Source organism: Salmonella enterica subsp. diarizonae (assembly GCF_008692785.1).
GTDB lineage: Bacteria > Pseudomonadota > Gammaproteobacteria > Enterobacterales > Enterobacteriaceae > Salmonella > Salmonella diarizonae.
This window is the reverse complement of record NZ_VXJV01000012.1, coordinates 20,109-38,690: the sequence shown is the minus strand read 5'-3', so window position 1 is coordinate 38,690 and position 18,582 is coordinate 20,109. Positions and strand designations below refer to the sequence as shown.

At 52.0% G+C, this 18,582-nt stretch carries 23 protein-coding genes; 15 read left to right on the top strand and 8 right to left on the bottom strand.

The window, feature by feature from the left end:
• Nucleotides 1-4 precede the first annotated feature (4 nt).
• The 3 genes from flgD to flgB are packed head-to-tail and all read right to left on the bottom strand — an operon-like array spanning nt 5 to nt 1,539.
• Complete coding sequence (gene flgD, locus F4V72_RS21165) at nt 5-703, bottom strand: flagellar hook assembly protein FlgD (protein WP_023248220.1); 699 nt, start codon at nt 701-703, stop codon at nt 5-7.
• A gap of 11 nt (nt 704-714) precedes the next feature.
• Nucleotides 715-1,119 (bottom strand): flagellar basal body rod protein FlgC, encoded by a 405-nt coding sequence (gene flgC, locus F4V72_RS21160; RefSeq protein ID WP_023248219.1) that lies wholly within the window; start codon nt 1,117-1,119, stop codon nt 715-717.
• Nucleotides 1,120-1,122: 3 nt separating this feature from the next.
• Nucleotides 1,123-1,539, bottom strand: coding sequence for a flagellar basal body rod protein FlgB (gene flgB / locus F4V72_RS21155; protein ID WP_023184862.1), 417 nt, complete (start codon nt 1,537-1,539; stop codon nt 1,123-1,125).
• 157 nt (nt 1,540-1,696) lie between these two features.
• Between flgB and flgA the strand changes: the two genes are divergently transcribed.
• The 3 genes from flgA to flgN all read left to right on the top strand — a co-directional run bounded on the left by flgA (nt 1,697) and on the right by flgN (nt 3,168).
• Nucleotides 1,697-2,356: a flagellar basal body P-ring formation chaperone FlgA gene (gene flgA / locus F4V72_RS21150; protein WP_023248218.1), complete on the top strand. Its 660-nt coding sequence runs from the start codon at nt 1,697-1,699 to the stop codon at nt 2,354-2,356.
• Between the two features lie 91 nt (nt 2,357-2,447).
• The gene (flgM, locus tag F4V72_RS21145) at nt 2,448-2,741 is read left to right on the top strand and encodes a flagellar biosynthesis anti-sigma factor FlgM (protein ID WP_023248217.1); all 294 of its coding nucleotides are present in this window, start codon (nt 2,448-2,450) and stop codon (nt 2,739-2,741) included.
• A gap of 4 nt (nt 2,742-2,745) precedes the next feature.
• Nucleotides 2,746-3,168, top strand: a complete 423-nt coding sequence (gene flgN, locus F4V72_RS21140; RefSeq protein WP_000197544.1) for a flagella biosynthesis chaperone FlgN — start codon at nt 2,746-2,748, stop codon at nt 3,166-3,168.
• 82 nt (nt 3,169-3,250) lie between these two features.
• Here the strand turns inward: flgN and murJ are convergent, their stop codons facing one another.
• The 4 genes from murJ to rimJ all read right to left on the bottom strand — a co-directional run bounded on the left by murJ (nt 3,251) and on the right by rimJ (nt 7,284).
• Nucleotides 3,251-4,786: a murein biosynthesis integral membrane protein MurJ gene (gene murJ / locus F4V72_RS21135; protein WP_023248216.1), complete on the bottom strand. Its 1,536-nt coding sequence runs from the start codon at nt 4,784-4,786 to the stop codon at nt 3,251-3,253.
• Between the two features lie 301 nt (nt 4,787-5,087).
• A complete protein-coding gene (locus F4V72_RS21130) occupies nt 5,088-6,011 on the bottom strand; it encodes a Gfo/Idh/MocA family protein (protein WP_063390351.1) in 924 nt (307 codons plus the stop codon).
• Nucleotide 6,012: 1 nt separating this feature from the next.
• Nucleotides 6,013-6,660: a YceH family protein gene (locus F4V72_RS21125; protein WP_063390350.1), complete on the bottom strand. Its 648-nt coding sequence runs from the start codon at nt 6,658-6,660 to the stop codon at nt 6,013-6,015.
• A 39-nt stretch (nt 6,661-6,699) separates the two neighbouring features.
• Nucleotides 6,700-7,284 (bottom strand): ribosomal protein S5-alanine N-acetyltransferase, encoded by a 585-nt coding sequence (gene rimJ / locus F4V72_RS21120; protein WP_000468203.1) that lies wholly within the window; start codon nt 7,282-7,284, stop codon nt 6,700-6,702.
• A 236-nt stretch (nt 7,285-7,520) separates the two neighbouring features.
• Between rimJ and mdtH the strand changes: the two genes are divergently transcribed.
• From mdtH to F4V72_RS21070, 10 genes are all read left to right on the top strand, one after another.
• Complete coding sequence (gene mdtH, locus F4V72_RS21115) at nt 7,521-8,729, top strand: multidrug efflux MFS transporter MdtH (RefSeq protein WP_136058232.1); 1,209 nt, start codon at nt 7,521-7,523, stop codon at nt 8,727-8,729.
• A 63-nt stretch (nt 8,730-8,792) separates the two neighbouring features.
• Nucleotides 8,793-9,440 (top strand): glutaredoxin 2, encoded by a 648-nt coding sequence (grxB, locus tag F4V72_RS21110; RefSeq protein ID WP_023248212.1) that lies wholly within the window; start codon nt 8,793-8,795, stop codon nt 9,438-9,440.
• 124 nt (nt 9,441-9,564) lie between these two features.
• Nucleotides 9,565-10,125 carry a lipoprotein gene (locus F4V72_RS21105; RefSeq protein ID WP_000713055.1) on the top strand — a complete coding sequence of 187 codons (561 nt, stop codon included), beginning with the start codon at nt 9,565-9,567 and terminating at the stop codon, nt 10,123-10,125.
• A gap of 104 nt (nt 10,126-10,229) precedes the next feature.
• Nucleotides 10,230-11,276, top strand: a complete 1,047-nt coding sequence (gene pyrC / locus F4V72_RS21100) for a dihydroorotase (protein ID WP_053509535.1) — start codon at nt 10,230-10,232, stop codon at nt 11,274-11,276.
• Between the two features lie 73 nt (nt 11,277-11,349).
• Complete coding sequence (dinI, locus tag F4V72_RS21095) at nt 11,350-11,595, top strand: DNA damage-inducible protein I (protein WP_136058231.1); 246 nt, start codon at nt 11,350-11,352, stop codon at nt 11,593-11,595.
• 290 nt (nt 11,596-11,885) lie between these two features.
• Nucleotides 11,886-12,140 (top strand): biofilm formation regulator BssS, encoded by a 255-nt coding sequence (bssS, locus tag F4V72_RS21090; protein ID WP_000414441.1) that lies wholly within the window; start codon nt 11,886-11,888, stop codon nt 12,138-12,140.
• Between the two features lie 111 nt (nt 12,141-12,251).
• Entirely contained in the window at nt 12,252-13,370 is a 1,119-nt protein-coding gene (solA, locus tag F4V72_RS21085; protein ID WP_136058230.1) for an N-methyl-L-tryptophan oxidase, read from the top strand.
• A gap of 40 nt (nt 13,371-13,410) precedes the next feature.
• On the top strand, nt 13,411-13,524 hold the full coding sequence (locus F4V72_RS21080; RefSeq protein ID WP_001253281.1) for a YceO family protein: 114 nt from the start codon (nt 13,411-13,413) through the stop codon (nt 13,522-13,524).
• Nucleotides 13,525-13,786: 262 nt separating this feature from the next.
• Nucleotides 13,787-14,359: a cytochrome b gene (locus F4V72_RS21075; protein WP_023246049.1), complete on the top strand. Its 573-nt coding sequence runs from the start codon at nt 13,787-13,789 to the stop codon at nt 14,357-14,359.
• Nucleotides 14,356-14,931: a YceI family protein gene (locus F4V72_RS21070; protein WP_000739887.1), complete on the top strand. Its 576-nt coding sequence runs from the start codon at nt 14,356-14,358 to the stop codon at nt 14,929-14,931. Before F4V72_RS21075 ends, F4V72_RS21070 begins: the two co-directional genes overlap by 4 nt.
• Nucleotides 14,932-14,982: 51 nt before the next feature.
• On the opposite strand, the gene F4V72_RS21065 is transcribed toward F4V72_RS21070, so the two are convergent.
• On the bottom strand, nt 14,983-16,035 hold the full coding sequence (locus F4V72_RS21065) for a rhodanese-related sulfurtransferase (protein ID WP_023246048.1): 1,053 nt from the start codon (nt 16,033-16,035) through the stop codon (nt 14,983-14,985).
• 219 nt (nt 16,036-16,254) lie between these two features.
• On the opposite strand from F4V72_RS21065, the gene F4V72_RS21060 reads away from it, so the two are divergent.
• Both F4V72_RS21060 and mdtG read left to right on the top strand, forming a co-directional pair.
• Complete coding sequence (locus F4V72_RS21060; protein WP_053529979.1) at nt 16,255-17,175, top strand: Kdo(2)-lipid IV(A) acyltransferase; 921 nt, start codon at nt 16,255-16,257, stop codon at nt 17,173-17,175.
• 148 nt (nt 17,176-17,323) lie between these two features.
• Nucleotides 17,324-18,538, top strand: a complete 1,215-nt coding sequence (gene mdtG / locus F4V72_RS21055; protein WP_053529980.1) for a multidrug efflux MFS transporter MdtG — start codon at nt 17,324-17,326, stop codon at nt 18,536-18,538.
• The last annotated feature ends 44 nt before the right edge of the window (nt 18,539-18,582 follow it).

The window sequence follows — 18,582 nt, the reverse complement described above, 5'->3', positions numbered from 1 at the left end:
GGGCTTAGATTATTTGCCGAACTTCGTCGAGTGTGGTGGTGCCGTAGGTACCGAGATCCAACAGGTTGCCGTTGCTGCCCTTCGTCACGCCCTGCACCAGAGCGAATTGCAGCGGTTGCGCTACCAGTTGTGTCCCGCCATTACTGGCGGTAATCGCAATGTTGTAAGAACCATTCGGTACCGCTGTTCCGTCCGTTTGCTTACCATCCCAGGTAAAGGTATGTACCCCGGCTTTCAGCTCGCCGATCTCCAGCGTACGTACCACCCGACCATCTTTATCGGTAATGGTTGCCGTCACTTTGTCCGCGGGTTGTTGCAATTCCACGCCAAACGGCGTTGTGGACGTAACGGCCCCTTCTTCCGCGCCTTTACCCGCCAGAATTGTGGTGCCAGGCACCATAACGCCATGTCCAATCAGCGTGGTCGCCTGTAGCGACTGACTATTGTCGATTTGCCCGGAAATAGCCCCCAGCGTCGTATTCAGTTTTTCAATGCCGCTCACGGTACTGATTTGCGCCAACTGTGTAGTTAACTCATTATTTTGTAAGGGGTTAGTCGGGTCCTGATTCTTCAATTGCGCGACCAGCAAGGTCAAGAAACTGCTTTGCAGATCGGCAGCATTGCTTCCAGTCATCGAACCGCTGCCGGTCGTCGTTTTGACGCCCGTGTTGGTCGGATCATTCATATTTACGGCAATAGACATACGCGCCTCCTTTACTGGCCTAATGTCAGCGTTTTAAGCATCATGCTTTTTACGGTATTCAGGACTTCGACGTTTGCCTGATAGCTGCGCGAGGCTGACATCGTATTGACCATTTCGCCGACCACATCGACGTTGGGCATTTTGACGTAACCGTTAGCGTCCGCCAGCGGGTTGCCTGGCTCATAGACCAGCTTTTCCGGTGCCTGGCTTTCAATCACGCTGGCGACCTTTACCCCGCCAGTGGCCTGACCCGGCGAGGCGTCCACCTGAAAAACCACCTGTTTGGCGCGATAAGGCTGACCGTCTGGTCCGGTGACGCTATCCGCATTCGCCAGGTTACTGGCCGCAACGTTCAACCGCTTGGACTGTGCGGTAAGCGCCGATCCGGCGATATCAAAAATGTTTAACAGCGCCACGAATTAGTTTCCTCCCTGTAGCACATTCATCATGCCTTTGAGTTGGCTACCCAGAACGGTAAGCCCCATCTGATATTTGAGACTGTTATCCGCAAACTGCGTACGTTCCCTGTCCATATCCACGGTGTTGCCATCCAGAGAAGGTTGATCGGGGACGCGGTAAAGCAGATCCACTGCGGGAGAAGAGACCGCCTGGGCGGGAATATGGTGAGAGGAAGTCAACGTCAACGAGACGCCGCCGGTTTCTTCCCGTCCGCGCACCATCACTTTTTTTAACTCACTGGCAAAATCAATATCGCGCGCCTGGTACCCCGGCGTATCGGCATTGGCGATATTCGCCGCTAATATTTCCTGACGTTGCGCGCGCAGATTTAGCGCTTCCTGCTGAAATCGTAAGGCGGCATCGAGCCTGTCGAGCATATCTCCTCCGCAAATGACAAAATTCAGCCGACAGCTTAAATCTCTTCACGCGCGCGTTATCGCCGGAATAAACGCAAAATGCGTCGCTATTTATTGCGTTGATGCTTGCTTCACACGGGTAGAATCCTGTCATTACATCAACCAGGGGGAAGTAACTATGCAAACGGTAAAACGAGGATTCGCCGTGGCGGCTTTGCTATTCAGCCCCCTGGCAATGGCGCAGGACATCAACGCCCAGTTGACAACGTGGTTTTCCCAGCGTCTGGCTGGCTTCAGCGATGAGGTCGTTGTAACGCTCCGTTCACCGCCTACTCTGCCGCCGAGCTGTGAACAGCCAACCTTCAGCATGACAGGCAACGCGAAGCTATGGGGTAACGTCAACGTGGTGGCGCGCTGCGCCAATGAAAAACGTTATTTGCAGGTGAGTGTGCAGGCGACCGGCAATTATGTCGCCGTTGCCGCGCCCGTCGCGCGCGGCGGAAAATTGACGTCGACCAACGTCACGTTAAAACGTGGCAGGCTGGATCAGTTACCGCCGCGGACGGTACTGGATATCCATCAGATTCAGGATGCCGTCAGTTTGCGTGATCTCGCTCCCGGGCAGCCAGTGCAGCTTACGATGATACGTCAGGCCTGGCGCGTCAAAGCGGGTCAACGAGTACAGGTCATCGCCAATGGCGAGGGTTTTAGCGTCAATGCGGAAGGTCAGGCAATGAATAATGCCGCCGTCGCGCAGAATGCGCGCGTGCGCATGACATCGGGTCAAATCGTGAGTGGAACCGTCGATTCTGATGGGAATATTCTTATTAACCTATAATTGTATAAAGATTTTGTCGCGGCTGCCGATGAGATATTCAACCATGATGGTAGCTGGCCGCTACAACGTAACCCTCGATGAGGATAAATAAATGAGCATTGACCGTACCTCACCTTTGAAACCCGTTAGCACTGTCCAGACGCGAGATACCAGCGACACGCCGGTACAAAAAACGCGTCAGGAAAAAACGTCTACCGCGACGAGCGCCAGCGTAAAGTTAAGCGACGCGCAAGCGAAGCTCATGCAGCCAGGCACCAGCGATATTAATATGGAACGCGTCGAAGCATTAAAAACGGCTATCCGTAACGGCGAGTTAAAAATGGATACGGGAAAAATAGCAGACTCGCTCATTCGCGAGGCACAGAGCTACTTACAGAGTAAATAAGCGTATGACTCGTTTGTCAGAAATACTTGACCAGATGACCGCCGTCCTGAATGACCTGAAGACGGTGATGGATGCAGAACAACAACAGCTTTCCGTAGGCCAGATTAACGGCAGCCAGCTACAGCGTATTACAGAAGAAAAAAGCTCGTTGCTGGCGACGCTGGATTATCTGGAACAACAGCGCCGTCTGGAGCAGAATGCGCAGCGTAGCGCAAACGATGACATTGCGGAGCGCTGGCAGGCGATTACCGAAAAAACGCAGCATCTGCGCGACCTCAACCAGCACAACGGCTGGCTGCTGGAAGGGCAAATAGAGCGTAATCAACAGGCGCTGGAGGTACTGAAACCGCACCAGGAGCCTACCCTATACGGGGCTAACGGCCAGACTTCCGTCTCTCACCGCGGCGGTAAAAAAATTTCTATCTAATCATTGCCGGATGGCGACGTTGCGCCTTTCCGGCCTGAATGCTTTGTAGGCCTGATTAGCGCAGCGCTATCAGGCACTAAATTTACGCTGTCCGGCGTACAAACTCTTTCACTTTAAAGCCCAGCACGGCAAGCGCAGCGAAATAGGCCGCAATACCCGCGATCACTACCGCCATCAAACGCAGCAAACGCCATAACATAGACCCTTGCGACCACTCTGGCATAATATGCAACACGCCGAACAGCACGGCGGCCATCACCAGTACGGAAATGATCAGACGCGTCAGAAACCACATCCAACCCGGTTGTGGCGTAAAGATATTCTGTTTGCGCAGTTGCCAATATAACAGAGACGCATTGAGACATGCCGCCAGCCCAATAGAGAGCGATAGCCCGGCGTGTTTCAGCGGTCCAATAAACGCCAGGTTCATTAACTGGGTCATAATTAACGTCACTATGGCGATTTTCACCGGCGTTTTAATATCCTGGCGAGAATAGAAGCCCGGAGCCAGCACTTTTACGACGATCAAGCCAATCAGTCCCACCGAATAGGCGATTAACGCCCGCTGCGTCATCGCCGCATCAAAGGCGGTGAATTTACCGTACTGAAATAGCGAGACCGTCAGCGGCTTCGCCAGAATGCCTAACGCTACCGCGCTCGGCAACGCCAGTAAAAAGCACAGACGCAGCCCCCAGTCCATCAGGCGACAGTACTCATCATGATTGCCGCTGGCAAAGCTTTTCGACAATGACGGCAACAGGATGGTCCCCAACGCCACGCCCAACACGCCGGACGGGAACTCCATCAACCGATCGGCGTAGTACATCCATGAGACCGAGCCGGAGGCCAGAAACGAGGCGAAAATCGTATTGATGATAAGGGAGATCTGACTGACAGAAACGCCCAAAATCGCTGGTCCCATCTGTTTGACCACCCGCATCGCCCCGGTATCGCGAAAGTTAATGCGCGGCAACACCAGCATACCGATCTTTCTCAAATACGGAAGTTGATACACCAGTTGTAGCACGCCGCCGACGGTGACTGCCCAGGCTAACGCCAGCACCGGCGGATTAAAGTATGGCGCGGCGAATAACGCAAAACCGATCATGCTGATATTAAGAAATGTCGGCGCAAAAGCGGGAATAGAGAAGCGATTCCAGGTGTTGAGAATGGCGCCAACCAGCGAAGCCAGCGAGATCAGCAGAATATAGGGAAACGTAATCCGCAGCAGTTGCGTCGTCAGCGCGAATTTATCAGCAGTATCGGCAAAACCCGGCGCGGTTACCATAATGACCCACGGGGCGGCCAGCATACCGGCCACCGTCACGACGGCTAACGCCAGCGTCAACAGGCCGGAAACGTAAGCGACAAAGATCCGCGTCGCCTCTTCACCCTGCTTGCTCTTATATTCCGCCAGGATCGGCACAAAAGCCTGAGAAAAAGCGCCTTCGGCAAAGATTCGGCGTAGTAGATTGGGAAGTTTAAACGCCACAAAAAAGGCGTCGGTCGCCATTCCTGCGCCAAAAATTCTGGCGACAATCGCATCACGGGCAAAACCCAAAACGCGTGAAAACATAGTCATCGAGCTGACGGCAGCCAGCGATTTCAATAAATTCATTTCTTTTGTATTCCAGACCCTGGCGTAAAACTCCTGTATGGCTGATCCATCGACCGGATAACGCATTTCTGCCGTATCCGGCTGTATCACCGCGCCTGACGGCGACGTTAAAATGTCTTATCAGGCCTACAGACTCCCCACGGTTTGCCATTATTCACTGTGAAAAGAGGTATTATGTAGAGTGGGCATATATACCCGTCATACTTCGAGGTGCATGTGCGTTGGCTTTCCTGCAACTCGAATTATTTAGGGTATAGTACCTGGATTACGATGAATTACTACCGCCAGATGTTACAGAGGATTATTCGCTGATGGCGTCCCGCCACAGCGCCTCCACGACGCGCTGGGCCAGAATCGCCTGATCCCCAGCCGTTTCCGGAACCGTCTGATTTTGCACGCAATCAATGAAATGCCGTGCGCATCCGACAAAACCACGCTGTTCAAGCGTCGTTTGCCAGCCCGGAATGGGTTTGATGAGAATACCCTGCCCGCGCTCTTCGCGCCATTCACGCATATCCGTCACCTCATACAGCCCGCCGTCGGTGACGGCCTGGACCGATTCACGCTGACTTCCAGCGCGCCGGTGCATACTGGTGGTAATTTGTAGTTTGTCGGCGGAAAAATGATGTTCCGCATAGCGCATTTCGCCGGACTCGCTGGTGAGCAACGTGCCGCTGGCCAGGCGCGCCTCGCCGCCCGCCAGCCACAGCGCGGTATCCACGACGTGCAAATAGTCATCGAGCAAAGTAAAACGTAAGTCGTGCGGCCCGACGCTATCGGTACGATGTTTATCCATACGCAGTGACGCCGCAGTGCCGAGGCGCGTTTTCAATTCGCGATACAGCGGCGCGAAACGGCGATTAAAGCCAACCATCAGCGTCAATTTTTTTTGCGCCGCCAGCGCCACCAGCCGCTCGGCATCACGTAGATTTTCCGCCAGCGGTTTATCCACGCAAACATGGACGCCAGCGTTGAGAAGTTCGCTGACCACAGCATAGTGGCTTGCGGTACTGGAGTGGACGAAGACCGCATCGCAGCCGGACGCTAAATTCGCCAGCGAATCCACATACGGTATGCGCCAGCTTTCGCAGATACGTAAGGCTTTATCCCGCGAAGGAGACCAGGCGCCCTGTAGCGTCCATCCGGCGGTGTGGGTTAATACCGGCAGCCAGGCTTTCTGCGCAATACCGCCTAACCCGACAATGCCAATCCGTAATGTTCTCACATTACTCTCCCAGGTGAGCTAACAAAGAATCCAGCCGCTGCTTTAACTCCGCCACTTCGCTTTCCAGCGCTTCGACGCGCGACTGAAGATCGCCCGACGTGCTTTCCGGCGCAGGCGTCTGGAGAGACAGTTCATCGACGTCGCCGCAAAAAAGGTGCATATAGCGGCTTTCACGCTTACCCGGTTCACGCGCCAGACGGACGACATACGGGCCATCCTCACGGCTGGCAAGCCGCTCCAGCGTGGATTCAACTTCCGCCATGTCGCTGAATTCATGCATCCGCGACGCCCGGCTGCGCAACTCGCCGGGCGTTTGCGCACCGCGCAGCAGCAGCGTGGTGACAAGCGCCACTTCCGCCGCGCTAAGTTTCAGGTCGCCAAACTCGGAATTACAGAAACGCTGTTCATATTTTGTGACGCGATTGCCAAACCCGCTGACCGTACGTAAGAAATGGCGTTTTACCAGGTTATCGAGCTGTTCCTGTACCGCCTGTTCCGTCAGGTTCATCACCGGTTCACGGTTAGTTTTCTGGTTGCAGGCCGTCACCACGCCGTTAACGGAGAGCGGATACTGTTCCGGCGTTGTTACCTGCTTTTCCAGCAGACAGCCAATCACTCGCGCTTCAGTGGCGGTTAATTCATATTTCATCGTTTTCTCCCTTTCGCTTTCACTCGCCCGGTAAGCCGCTCAACGTCCTGGCGTCCATTCCGGCGTCGTTAATGCCGTCAGTACATGATCGCGCCATTGTCCATCAATCAACAGGTAATCTTTCGCATAACCTTCTTTCTCAAAACCAAGCCGCGCAAGCAGCGCGCCGCTACGTTTGTTGTGCGGCATATAGTTCGCCATGATACGGTGGATATGCTGAGTGCGCTGCATATAGCGAATCGCAGCGGTTAAGGCTTCAAACATCAGCCCCTGCCCCTGCCACTTCTGCGCAATGGAATAGCCCAGATAGCAGGCATGAAAAGAACCGCGCACCACATTGGAAAAATTCGCCACGCCGATAATTTCTTTTTCTTCCGGATCAAGCAGCGCGAAATAGAAGGCGGAGCCCTGTTTGTGAAATTCACCGATCATTCCCAGACGCGCCTGCCACCCTGAAGGATAACAATGACTTTCATCTCGGACCGGCTCCCACGGTTTTAAAAAATGACGATTTTCCGCGTAATAATCGGCCAGACGCCAGGCATCACGCTCATGCACTAAACGCACCACCAGACGGTCGGTGGTTAAGCGCACTTTTGGCACGTTACTGCGATAGCCAAACATTCTATACCTACTCCTTCCTGTAACGTCTTCAGCACGCCAGTAACCTTACTATACCTGCGCAACCAGGCTCTGTGAAAAGCGCAAATCGTCATTTTTTGAATTGCTGCCACATTTTGATGAAAACTCTCGATTAAAAAGGACTTTTGATAAAAAAATATTGTCCCGCTAATGGTAGGAAAAAACGAAACGCAGCCGCAGAATAGTAGACGCTCATCTTTTGTTTCCCGGGAGGGGAAATGTCGCGCGTCTCGCAGGCGAGGAACCTGGGTAAATATTTTCTTCTCATCGATAACATGTTAGTAGTGCTGGGTTTTTTCGTTGTCTTCCCGCTCATCTCCATTCGCTTTGTCGATCAAATGGGGTGGGCTGCGGTGATGGTAGGGATCGCGCTCGGCCTGCGCCAGTTTATTCAACAAGGACTGGGCATTTTTGGCGGCGCCATTGCCGATCGCTTTGGCGCGAAACCGATGATTGTCACCGGTATGCTGATGCGCGCCGCAGGCTTTGCCACCATGGGCATCGCGCATGAGCCCTGGCTCTTATGGTTTTCCTGCATTCTTTCCGGTCTCGGTGGTACGCTTTTCGACCCGCCGCGCTCAGCGTTGGTGGTCAAATTAATCCGCCCGGAGCAACGGGGCCGCTTCTTCTCTCTGTTGATGATGCAGGACAGCGCGGGCGCGGTGATTGGCGCGCTGCTGGGAAGCTGGTTGCTACAATACGATTTTCGCCTGGTCTGCGCGACGGGCGCTATTTTGTTCATATTATGCGCCATTTTCAACGCATGGTTGCTTCCGGCCTGGAAGCTATCAACGGTCAGGACGCCGGTGCGAGAAGGAATGCGCCGCGTCATGAGCGATAAACGGTTTGTCACCTACGTGCTGACGCTGGCGAGCTATTACATGCTGGCGGTACAAGTCATGTTAATGCTGCCGATTATGGTAAACGATATCGCCGGTTCGCCTGCTGCCGTGAAATGGATGTACGCTATCGAGGCGTGTCTCTCGCTGACGTTGCTCTACCCGATTGCTCGCTGGAGCGAAAAGCGTTTTCGGCTGGAGCATCGGCTGATGGCCGGTTTGTTCGTCATGTCGCTGAGCATGATCCCCATCGGGATGGTAGGCAATTTACAGCAGCTTTTTACGCTTATTTGCGTTTTCTACATCGGCTCGGTTATCGCCGAACCGGCGCGCGAAACGCTCAGCGCGTCGCTAGCAGACGCACGGGCGCGGGGAAGCTATATGGGCTTTAGTCGTCTGGGATTAGCCATTGGCGGCGCGATTGGTTATATCGGCGGCGGCTGGTTGTTTGATGTGGGTAAAGCGCTTGCGCAGCCTGAACTACCGTGGATGATGCTCGGTATTATCGGCTTTATCACCTTTTTAGCTTTAGGCTGGCAATTTAGTCATAAGCGCACGCCGCGCCGTATGCTGGAACCCGGCGCCTGATTTGATACCTGCCGTTATCTCCTCCATACTGGTCAGGAACCGACAGTCAAATGGAGGAGAAACGTGAAGCTTTATATTTACGATCATTGCCCTTTCTGCGCTAAAGCCCGCATGATTTTCGGCCTGAAGAACATCCCCGTTGAACTTAACGTGTTACAAAATGACGACGAGGCGACGCCCACCCGGATGATTGGTCAAAAGATGGTGCCCATCCTGCAAAAAGATGATAGTCGCTATCTTCCTGAAAGTATGGATATTGTACATTATATCGACAACTCCGACGGTAAACCGCTGTTGACCGGGAAGCGCAATCCTGCCATTGAAGAGTGGTTGCGCAAAGTTAACGGTTACGTTAATCAGTTACTGCTACCGCGATTTGCAAAATCCGCTTTCGATGAATTTTCTACCCCTGCGGCGCGCCAGTATTTTATCCGCAAAAAAGAAGCCTCATCCGGCAGTTTTGACAACCATCTAGCCCACTCTGCCGGACTGATTAAAAAGATCGGCGATGATTTACGCTCGCTGGATAAACTTATCGTACAGCCTAACGCCGTTAACGGCGAATTATCAGAAGATGATATTCATCTGTTTCCGCTTCTGCGTAATCTGACGCTGGTCGCCGGTATCCACTGGCCGACGAAAGTCGCGGACTATCGCGATAATATGGCGAAGCAGACGCAAATTAATTTACTCTCCTCAATGGCTATCTAACGCCCGCCAGGCGGCACCCCTCTCTTGCCGCCTTTTTCAGCTTTTTCTACTGGCGTCATGTCCGCTGGCGCGACATGCTGCTTTATGTCAGGATTAGGGCACAGGCAACATGTTGAGGAACGCCATGAAAAAGTTTTTTTTTGCCGCTGCGCTCGTAGTTAGCGGCCTGTTAGTGGGTTGTAATCAACTTACGCAATACACCATTAGTGAACAAGAAATTAATCAAGCGCTTGAAAAACGGAATAATTTCTCAAAAGATATTGGTCTGCCCGGCATTGCCGACGCGCATATCGTACTGACTAATCTTGCCAGCCAGATTGGTCGGGAAGAGCCTAATAAAGTCACCCTCACTGGCGATGCCAGGCTGGATATGAATTCCCTCTTCGGCAGTCAAAAAGCGACGATGAAGCTCAAGCTAAAAGCTCTGCCGGTCTTTAATAAAGAAAAAGGCGCCATCTATCTTCAGGAGATGGAAGTAGTAGACGCCACCGTGACGCCGGAGAAGATGCAATCTGTGCTACAAACGCTCCTGCCCTATTTAAATCAGTCTTTACGTAACTACTTTAACCAGCAGCCCGCTTACGTGTTGCGTGAGGACAGTAGTAAAGGCGAAGCGTTAGCGAAGAAATTCGCGAAAGGTATTGAAGTTAAACCTGGTGAAATCGTTATTCCTTTCACCAATTGATATCGGAGGGCGCGCTCGCGCCCTTTTTTTTACGTGCAAACGAAAACGTTTCCGCTTATCCTTTGTTTCCGGCAAAAAGACTATTCCTCAGCCGGAGCTTATTAATGACTGCACCATCCCAGGTTTTAAAGATCCGCCGCCCGGACGACTGGCACATTCACCTTCGCGATGGCGACATGTTAAAAACGGTCGTACCCTATACCAGCGAAATTTATGGCCGCGCTATCGTGATGCCAAACCTGGCGTCCCCCGTTACGACTGTTGATGCGGCGATCGCCTACCGCCAGCGTATTCTCGATGCGGTGCCCGCCGGGCATGATTTCACGCCGTTAATGACCTGCTATTTAACGGATTCGCTCGATGCCGATGAACTGGAGCGTGGTTTCCATGAAGGCGTGTTTACTGCGGCTAAGCTTTACCCGGCCAATGCCACCACTAACTCCAGTCATGGCGTAACGTCAATCGACGCTATCATGCCGGTACTGGAGCGGATGGAAAAACTTGGAATGCCATTGCTGGTCCACGGTGAGGTGACCCATGCGGATGTTGATATCTTCGATCGCGAAGCGCGTTTTATCGACACCGTAATGGAACCGCTACGCCAGCGTCTGACCGCGCTTAAAGTGGTCTTTGAACATATCACGACCAAAGATGCCGCGCAGTATATACGTGACGGCAACGACTACCTGGCGGCGACCATTACGCCCCAACATTTAATGTTTAACCGTAATCATATGCTGGTCGGCGGCATTCGTCCTCACTTGTACTGTCTACCGATTCTGAAACGCAATATTCACCAGCAGGCGTTACGCGAACTGGTCGCCAGTGGTTTTACGCGCGCCTTCCTGGGGACGGATTCAGCACCGCATTCGCGTCATCGTAAAGAGACCAGTTGCGGATGCGCCGGTTGTTTCAACGCCCCCTCCGCCCTTGGCAGTTATGCCGCCGTGTTTGAGGAAATGAACGCGCTGGCGCACTTTGAGGCCTTCTGTTCACTGAATGGCCCGCAATTCTATGGTCTGCCGGTGAATGAGGGCTGGGTGGAACTGGTACGCGATGAACAACAGATACCGGTAAATATCGCGCTGGCTGATGATACGCTGGTGCCTTTTCTGGCGGGTGAAACAGTACGCTGGTCAGTAAAAAAATAAAAAATGCGCTTACCTGTTGCTATATATTGCATTTAACTGTATATATATCCAGTATATTCAACAGGGGGTCATTATGCGTATTGAAGTCACTATAGCCAAAATGTCACCTCTGCCTGCCGGTGCGATTGATGCGCTGGCGGGCGAACTCTCCCGCCGTATTAGCCATCATTTTCCTGAAAATTTGGGTAACGTCACCGTGCGTTACGCTACCGCTAACAACCTGTCCGTTATTGGCGCATCAAAAGAGGATAAAGAACGCATTAGCGAGATTCTCCAGGAGACCTGGGAGAGCGCTGATGACTGGTTCATCAATGAATAAAAAATGATATGCAGTGATGTAAGTTTTGCCGGGTCGCCCCGGCTTTTTTATTTGCGCAACTGATGAATATTTCGCCTGACCCTCAAAATAATTGCACAACATCCTAAAAAAATATGAATAAACTGTCGCTTTATTGTTCATATAATTCTTAAAAAGAGAAATTTATCCTCCCGTCTCTTTAAAAACACAGTGAATAGCCTTATTAATTGGTATACTGAAGTTGCTTCAGAAGAAAAACACGCATTGAACCTCGAGAACCGTTGTCTTATAACACGTACCAGGGGGGCATGATGGAAAAGAATAATGAAGTCATTCAGACCCATCCGCTTGTTGGATGGGATATCAGCACCGTCGATAGCTATGATGCGCTGATGCTGCGTTTACACTACCAGACCCCAAATCGTCCGGAACCGGAAGGGACTGAAGTTGGTCAAACGCTCTGGTTAACGACAGATGTAGCCAGGCAATTTATTTCGATATTAGAAGCCGGCATCGCCAAAATAGAATCAGGCGATTACCAGGAAAATGAGTATCGTCGCCATTAGCGTGACGCGCTCCCCTCTCTCAGGCACCGTAAGGTGCCTCACTTATTTCCGGCTTGTATATCTCAGCGCAGTTATTTACCCTGAAATCATCGCGATAGCAGAGAGAAGCTGATGAAATACGACCTTATTATTATCGGCAGCGGTTCGGTTGGCGCCGCCGCTGGTTATTACGCCACCCGCGCCGGGCTAAAGGTCCTGATGACCGATGCGTATATGCCGCCTCATCAACAGGGCAGCCATCACGGCGATACCCGTCTTATCCGCCACGCTTATGGTGAAGGCGAAAAATATGTCCCACTGGTGCTTCGCGCCCAGGCGCTTTGGGATGAACTCTCCGCGCACAATGAAGAGTCTGTTTTCGTCCGCTCCGGCGTCGTTAACCTCGGCCCGGCCGATTCCGCTTTCTTAGCCAACGTCGCGCGAAGCGCGCAACAGTGGCAATTGAACGTCGAGCGCCTGGACGCGACGGCCCTAATGACGCGCTGGCCGGAAATTCGCGTACCCGATAATTATATCGGGCTGTTTGAAGCTGACTCCGGTTTCCTGCGCGGCGAATTAGCCATTACCACATGGCTTCGTCTGGCCCGAGAGGCAGGCTGCGCACAGCTATTCAACTGCCCGGTAAGCCATATTCACCATGATGATAACGGTGTGACGATAGAGACGAGTGAAGGCCGCTACCACGCCAGTAAAGCGCTGATTAGCGCGGGCACCTGGGTAAAAGCGCTGGTGCCGGAACTGCCCGTTCAGCCCGTACGCAAAGTCTTTGCCTGGTTTCAGGCCGATGGACGTTACAGTGCTAAAAACTGCTTTCCGGCCTTTACCGGCGAAATGCCCAACGGCGATCAATATTACGGTTTCCCGGCGGAGAATGATGAGTTAAAAATCGGCAAACACAATGGCGGACAGCTAATACAGACTCAGGAAGAGCGCAAGCCCTTTGCCGCCGTTGCCAGCGATGGCGCAGAAGCATTTCCTTTCCTGCGTAACGTACTGCCGGGGATCGGCGGTTGTTTATATGGGGCGGCATGTACCTATGATAATTCGCCGGACGAGGATTTTATTATCGATACGCTGCCTGGCCATGAGAATACGCTTGTCATCACTGGACTCAGCGGACATGGTTTTAAATTCGCCCCGGTGTTAGGAGAAATCGCCGCGGATTTTGCGTTGGAAAAAACGCCCTCCTTTGATCTGACGCCGTTCCGGCTTTCCCGTTTTAGCCAATAATTTGTCGGCCTCATAAAGGGGCCGTTTATTAAGGTAAGCTATGCGTCGTCTATTTCATTTTCTGATGAATAACATTCGCGAGCATTTCATGCTTTACGTTATTCTTTGGTCGCTGCTGGCGGTGATGGATATCGTTTATCTCTTTTTCTTCTGATTTCTTATCATTGACGTTAACTGACATTTCATGAAAGTTCCTCACTTTTTATTTCATGACGTTGAAGCACAACAATGATGCCAGTTCCTCCCGTAGTGCGGTTATCGGGGTGAAATATCTCGAAACTTCTGAAGCTGAATCGCAAACAACATCAAAATTATTGAAATAAAAATAAATATCATTCAGATTCTTATTTATCAGTTGCATTCAGCGCTTTTCCACGCCATTTTCGTTCTCTCGTGAAATATTCATTGGTGTGTTTATGCAATTTAAAAATACTCCACAGCGCTATGGCATGGTTTCCGCCGCGCTCCACTGGCTGACCGCCCTGGTGGTCTATGGCATGTTTGCGTTAGGTTTATGGATGGTCACGCTCAGTTATTACGACGGCTGGTATCACCAGGCGCCGGAATTACATAAAAGTATTGGCATGTTACTGATGATGGCGCTGATCGTGCGTATTATCTGGCGGCTTTATTCTCCACCGCCCGTTGCGTTGGCCAGCTATTCCCGTTTAACGCGCGCTGGTGCCGCTGCTGGTCATCTCCTCCTGTATCTCCTGCTCTTTGCGATCGTCATTAGCGGCTACCTGATTTCCACCGCCGACGGTAAACCGATTAGCGTCTTTGGCTGGTTTGAGATTCCGGCAACGCTTACGGACGCGGGAGCGCAGGCTGACATCGCCGGAACGCTGCATCTGTGGTTTGCGTGGTCGCTGGTCATTATCTCGCTCTCGCATGGGGTAATGGCGCTAAAACACCATTTCATCGATAAAGACGACACTCTGAAACGTATGACAGGAATGTCGTCATCTGACTATGGAGCTCAAAAATGAAAAAAAACCTGCTGGGATTCACCCTCGCATCCTTGTTATTCACGACCGGTTCCGCCGTGGCGGCGGAGTATAAAATTGATAAAGAAGGCCAACATGCGTTCGTAAATTTCCGTATCCAGCATCTGGGCTACAGTTGGCTATACGGCACCTTTAAAGATTTCGACGGCACGTTCACTTTTGATGAAAAAAATCCGTCGGCAGACAAAGTGAACGTGACTATTAACACCAATAGCGTCGACACTAACCATGCCGAACGAGACAAACACCTGCGCAGTGCGGAATTTCTTAATGTTGCGAAATTCCCGCAGGCAACCTTCACCTCTACCAGTGTGAAAAAAGAGGGGGATGAACTGGATATTACCGGCAATCTGACGCTCAATGGCGTGACAAAACCGGTGACGCTGGAAGCGAAACTGATGGGCCAGGGCGACGATCCGTGGGGCGGTAAGCGCGCGGGCTTTGAGGCCGAAGGAAAAATTAAGCTGAAGGATTTCAATATGACTACCGATCTCGGCCCGGCGTCGCAAGAGGTGGAGCTTATCATCTCAGTAGAAGGCGTTCAGCAGAAGTAACGCCTGGCGAAATGCCGGATTGCGGCCTTTACGCCGCTATCCGGCAAAATATTACTCTGCCGGATCGGGAATGCTCAGTTTGCTATTAAGCCGACCACGCGATTTATTAAAAATTTTGTTGCCGTTCTCGCGACCCGCGCGACGTCGGCGCTGTTCCTCCTCCGGCAAGGTCAACTCTTCACAGCATTGTTCGCTACAGCAGCCGTTAAATTTACTGGCGCACTGCGGACACTGGATAAACAGCAGATGGCAACCGTCGTTTTTGCAGTTGGTATGGCTATCGCAGGGCGCGCCGCACTGATGGCAATGCGCGATAACCTCATCCGAGATTCGTTCGCCCATTCGCTCATCAAACACAAAGTTTTTGCCGATAAAGCGAACGGGAAGCCCCTGCTCGCGCGCGCGACGGGCGTACTCAATGATGCCGCCCTCAATATGCCAGACTTTATTAAAACCGTTGTGTTTCATCCAGGCGCTGGCTTTCTCACAACGAATACCGCCGGTACAGTACATCACTATCTTTTTATCAGCATGTTCCCGCAGCATTTCAACCGCTTTTGGCAACTGTTCGCGAAACGTATCCGCCGGGATTTCCAGAGCATTTTCGAAATGGCCGACTTCATATTCATAGTGGTTGCGCATATCAATAAAGACCGCGTCAGGATCGTCCAGCATCGCATTAACATCTGCCGCCTTCAGATAATCGCCGACATTACTGGCGTCAAAACTCGGATCGTCAATACCGTCAGCGACGATACGGTCGCGGACTTTCATACGCAGCACCCAAAATGACTTTCCGTCATCCTCCAGCGCGATATTTAAACGCAGCCCGTCCAGCGCGGGATCGAACGCATAAAGCTGTTGACGAAACGTCTCTACCTTACTTTGCGGCACGCTGATTTGCGCATTGATGCCTTCATGCGCCAGGTAAACACGGCCAAAAACGCCCAACGCCGTAAACACCTGATACAACGCGTCCCGCGTCTGTTGCGGTGAGGCGATAGTAAAATATTTATAAAAAGAAATTGTCGTACGTGGCTCGCTTTCCGCCAGCATTTTGGCTTTCAGCTCGTCATTAGAAATGCGGTTGTGTAACACTGGCATGGTGTACGTATCCTGCAATCAGCAAAAAATAAAGTGGGCAGGCATGATAAAGCAAGCCTCGCCAATTTACATCCACACATTTTGCGCTACATTTCTTGCTCCACACTAAACAATTAACAACAATTGTCGATTTAATCGCCACTCCCCTGCTCCATATTTTTGCTCAACGCAAAAAGATGCGAGAATACGGGGAATTGTTCGTTGAAAGACAGGATAGAAATGACGAAGTTGCCTAAGTTCTCCGTGGCTTTACTGCACCCACGTTATTGGTTAACCTGGTTGGGTATAGGCGCGCTTTGGTTGGTCGTGCAACTCCCCTACCCGGTCATCTATAAATTGGGTTGCACATTGGGTCACCTGGCTCGACGCGTAATGAAGCGCCGCGCGAAAATCGCCTATCGCAACCTTGAATTATGCTTTCCGGAAATGAGCGCGCAGGAACGCCACACCATGGTGGTCAAAAACTTTGAATCCGTCGGCATGGGCGTGATGGAAACCGGCATGGCCTGGTTCTGGCCCGATCGGCGAGTGACCCGCTGGATGGAAGCGAGTGGTCTGGAGTATATCCGTGAAGTTAAGGCGCAGGGGCTCGGGTTCATTCTGGTAGGAATACATTTCCTTACCCTTGAGTTTGGCGCCCGCATGTTTGGTATGCATAATCCGGGTATCGGGGTTTATCGGCCAAATGATAATCCGTTGCTCGACTGGTTGCAGACCTGGGGGCGCTTACGCTCCAATAAATCGATGTTGGATCGCAAAGATCTGAAAGGCATGGTTAAGGCATTGAAAAGCGGTGAATTAATCTGGTATGCGCCGGATCACGATTATGGCCCACGCGCCAGCGTATTTGTGCCGTTATTCGCCGTCGATCAGGCCGCCACGACCTCCGGTACCTGGATGCTCGCGCGCATGTCTAAAGCCTGTATTATCCCCTTCGTGCCTCGCCGTAAACCTGATGGGAAAGGCTACGAACTGATCGTTCTTCCTGTGGAATATTCGCCTCCGCTGGAAAGCGCAGAAGCAACTGCCGCGTGGATGAATAAGATTGTTGAGCAGTGCATTATGATGGCGCCAGAGCAGTATATGTGGCTGCATCGCCGCTTTAAAACCCGCCCTGAAGGCGTACCGTCACGCTATTGACAGGATTGCAGCCGTCAGGCTGCAATCTTTCCCCTCTTTTAGCTTTAAAAGCTCCCCACATTGCGAGGCTGGTAAGGTCGGCGCATAATTAGTACGCTCATAATTAAATTGATGATAGCGCAAACCGCGCATCATACTGTGGAACGCTATGTCACCCTCTGATGTCCCCATAAACTGGAAACGCAATCTAACCGTTACCTGGCTGGGCTGTTTTTTAACCGGCGCGGCATTCAGTCTGGTCATGCCTTTTCTTCCTCTCTACGTTGAGCAACTCGGCGTAACAGGCCATAGCGCGCTGAACATGTGGTCCGGGCTGGTCTTTAGTATTACGTTCCTCTTTTCAGCTATCGCGTCCCCTTTTTGGGGCGGTCTGGCGGATCGTAAAGGGCGTAAGATCATGCTGTTGCGTTCCGCTCTCGGCATGGCCATTGTGATGCTGTTAATGGGCATGGCGCAAAATATCTGGCAGTTTCTGATCCTCCGCGCGTTATTAGGCCTGCTGGGCGGATTTATTCCCAACGCCAATGCGCTGATCGCCACTCAAGTGCCGCGCCACAAAAGCGGCTGGGCGTTAGGGACGCTCTCTACTGGCGGCGTCAGCGGCGCTCTGCTTGGCCCACTTGCGGGTGGTCTGCTCGCCGACCATTACGGCCTTCGCCCGGTCTTTTTTATTACCGCCAGCGTTTTGTTTATCTGTTTTCTGCTCACCTTCTTTTTTATTCGCGAGAATTTCCAGCCGGTGAGCAAAAAAGAGATGCTTCACGTTCGGGAAGTGGTCGCCTCGCTAAAAAATCCCCGCCTGGTGTTAAGCCTGTTTGTTACCACGTTGATTATTCAGGTGGCGACCGGCTCTATAGCGCCCATCCTGACGCTCTATGTGCGTGAACTCGCGGGAAATGTCAGTAATATTGCGTTCATTAGCGGGATGATAGCTTCCGTTCCCGGCGTAGCGGCACTACTTAGCGCTCCTCGCCTCGGTAAGCTCGGCGACAGAATTGGCCCGGAAAAAATCCTTATCGTCGCACTGATTATTTCCGTACTGCTGCTGATTCCAATGTCTTTTGTGCAAACGCCGTGGCAGCTCGCGCTATTGCGGTTTCTGCTTGGCGCGGCAGATGGCGCGTTACTGCCAGCCGTACAAACCCTGCTGGTTTACAACTCTACCAACCAAATAGCCGGGCGCATATTCAGTTACAACCAATCTTTCCGCGATATCGGCAACGTCACCGGCCCTTTAATGGGCGCCGCAATTTCCGCGAGCTATGGCTTCCGCGCCGTATTCTGCGTCACGGCAGGCGTCGTGTTGTTCAATGCTATCTATTCATGGAATAGCTTACAACGGCGCAGACTGGCAACAGAATGATTTTTGCGCTTTCATACTTGCAATATCGCAGAATCAGCTATTCT

Bases quoted from the DNA above. Each gene is read 5' to 3' on its own strand.
- flgD (WP_023248220.1), bottom strand. From the start codon at position 703: ATGTCTATTGCCGTAAATATGAATGATCCGACCAACACGGGCGTCAAA.
- flgB (WP_023184862.1), bottom strand. From the start codon at position 1,539: ATGCTCGACAGGCTCGATGCCGCCTTACGATTTCAGCAGGAAGCGCTA.
- flgA (WP_023248218.1), top strand. From the start codon at position 1,697: ATGCAAACGGTAAAACGAGGATTCGCCGTGGCGGCTTTGCTATTCAGC.
- flgM (WP_023248217.1), top strand. From the start codon at position 2,448: ATGAGCATTGACCGTACCTCACCTTTGAAACCCGTTAGCACTGTCCAG.
- flgN (WP_000197544.1), top strand. From the start codon at position 2,746: ATGACTCGTTTGTCAGAAATACTTGACCAGATGACCGCCGTCCTGAAT.
- murJ (WP_023248216.1), bottom strand. From the start codon at position 4,786: ATGAATTTATTGAAATCGCTGGCTGCCGTCAGCTCGATGACTATGTTT.
- F4V72_RS21125 (WP_063390350.1), bottom strand. From the start codon at position 6,660: ATGAAATATGAATTAACCGCCACTGAAGCGCGAGTGATTGGCTGTCTG.
- rimJ (WP_000468203.1), bottom strand. From the start codon at position 7,284: ATGTTTGGCTATCGCAGTAACGTGCCAAAAGTGCGCTTAACCACCGAC.
- mdtH (WP_136058232.1), top strand. From the start codon at position 7,521: ATGTCGCGCGTCTCGCAGGCGAGGAACCTGGGTAAATATTTTCTTCTC.
- F4V72_RS21105 (WP_000713055.1), top strand. From the start codon at position 9,565: ATGAAAAAGTTTTTTTTTGCCGCTGCGCTCGTAGTTAGCGGCCTGTTA.
- pyrC (WP_053509535.1), top strand. From the start codon at position 10,230: ATGACTGCACCATCCCAGGTTTTAAAGATCCGCCGCCCGGACGACTGG.
- dinI (WP_136058231.1), top strand. From the start codon at position 11,350: ATGCGTATTGAAGTCACTATAGCCAAAATGTCACCTCTGCCTGCCGGT.
- bssS (WP_000414441.1), top strand. From the start codon at position 11,886: ATGGAAAAGAATAATGAAGTCATTCAGACCCATCCGCTTGTTGGATGG.
- solA (WP_136058230.1), top strand. From the start codon at position 12,252: ATGAAATACGACCTTATTATTATCGGCAGCGGTTCGGTTGGCGCCGCC.
- F4V72_RS21080 (WP_001253281.1), top strand. From the start codon at position 13,411: ATGCGTCGTCTATTTCATTTTCTGATGAATAACATTCGCGAGCATTTC.
- F4V72_RS21075 (WP_023246049.1), top strand. From the start codon at position 13,787: ATGCAATTTAAAAATACTCCACAGCGCTATGGCATGGTTTCCGCCGCG.
- F4V72_RS21070 (WP_000739887.1), top strand. From the start codon at position 14,356: ATGAAAAAAAACCTGCTGGGATTCACCCTCGCATCCTTGTTATTCACG.
- F4V72_RS21065 (WP_023246048.1), bottom strand. From the start codon at position 16,035: ATGCCAGTGTTACACAACCGCATTTCTAATGACGAGCTGAAAGCCAAA.
- F4V72_RS21060 (WP_053529979.1), top strand. From the start codon at position 16,255: ATGACGAAGTTGCCTAAGTTCTCCGTGGCTTTACTGCACCCACGTTAT.
- mdtG (WP_053529980.1), top strand. From the start codon at position 17,324: ATGTCACCCTCTGATGTCCCCATAAACTGGAAACGCAATCTAACCGTT.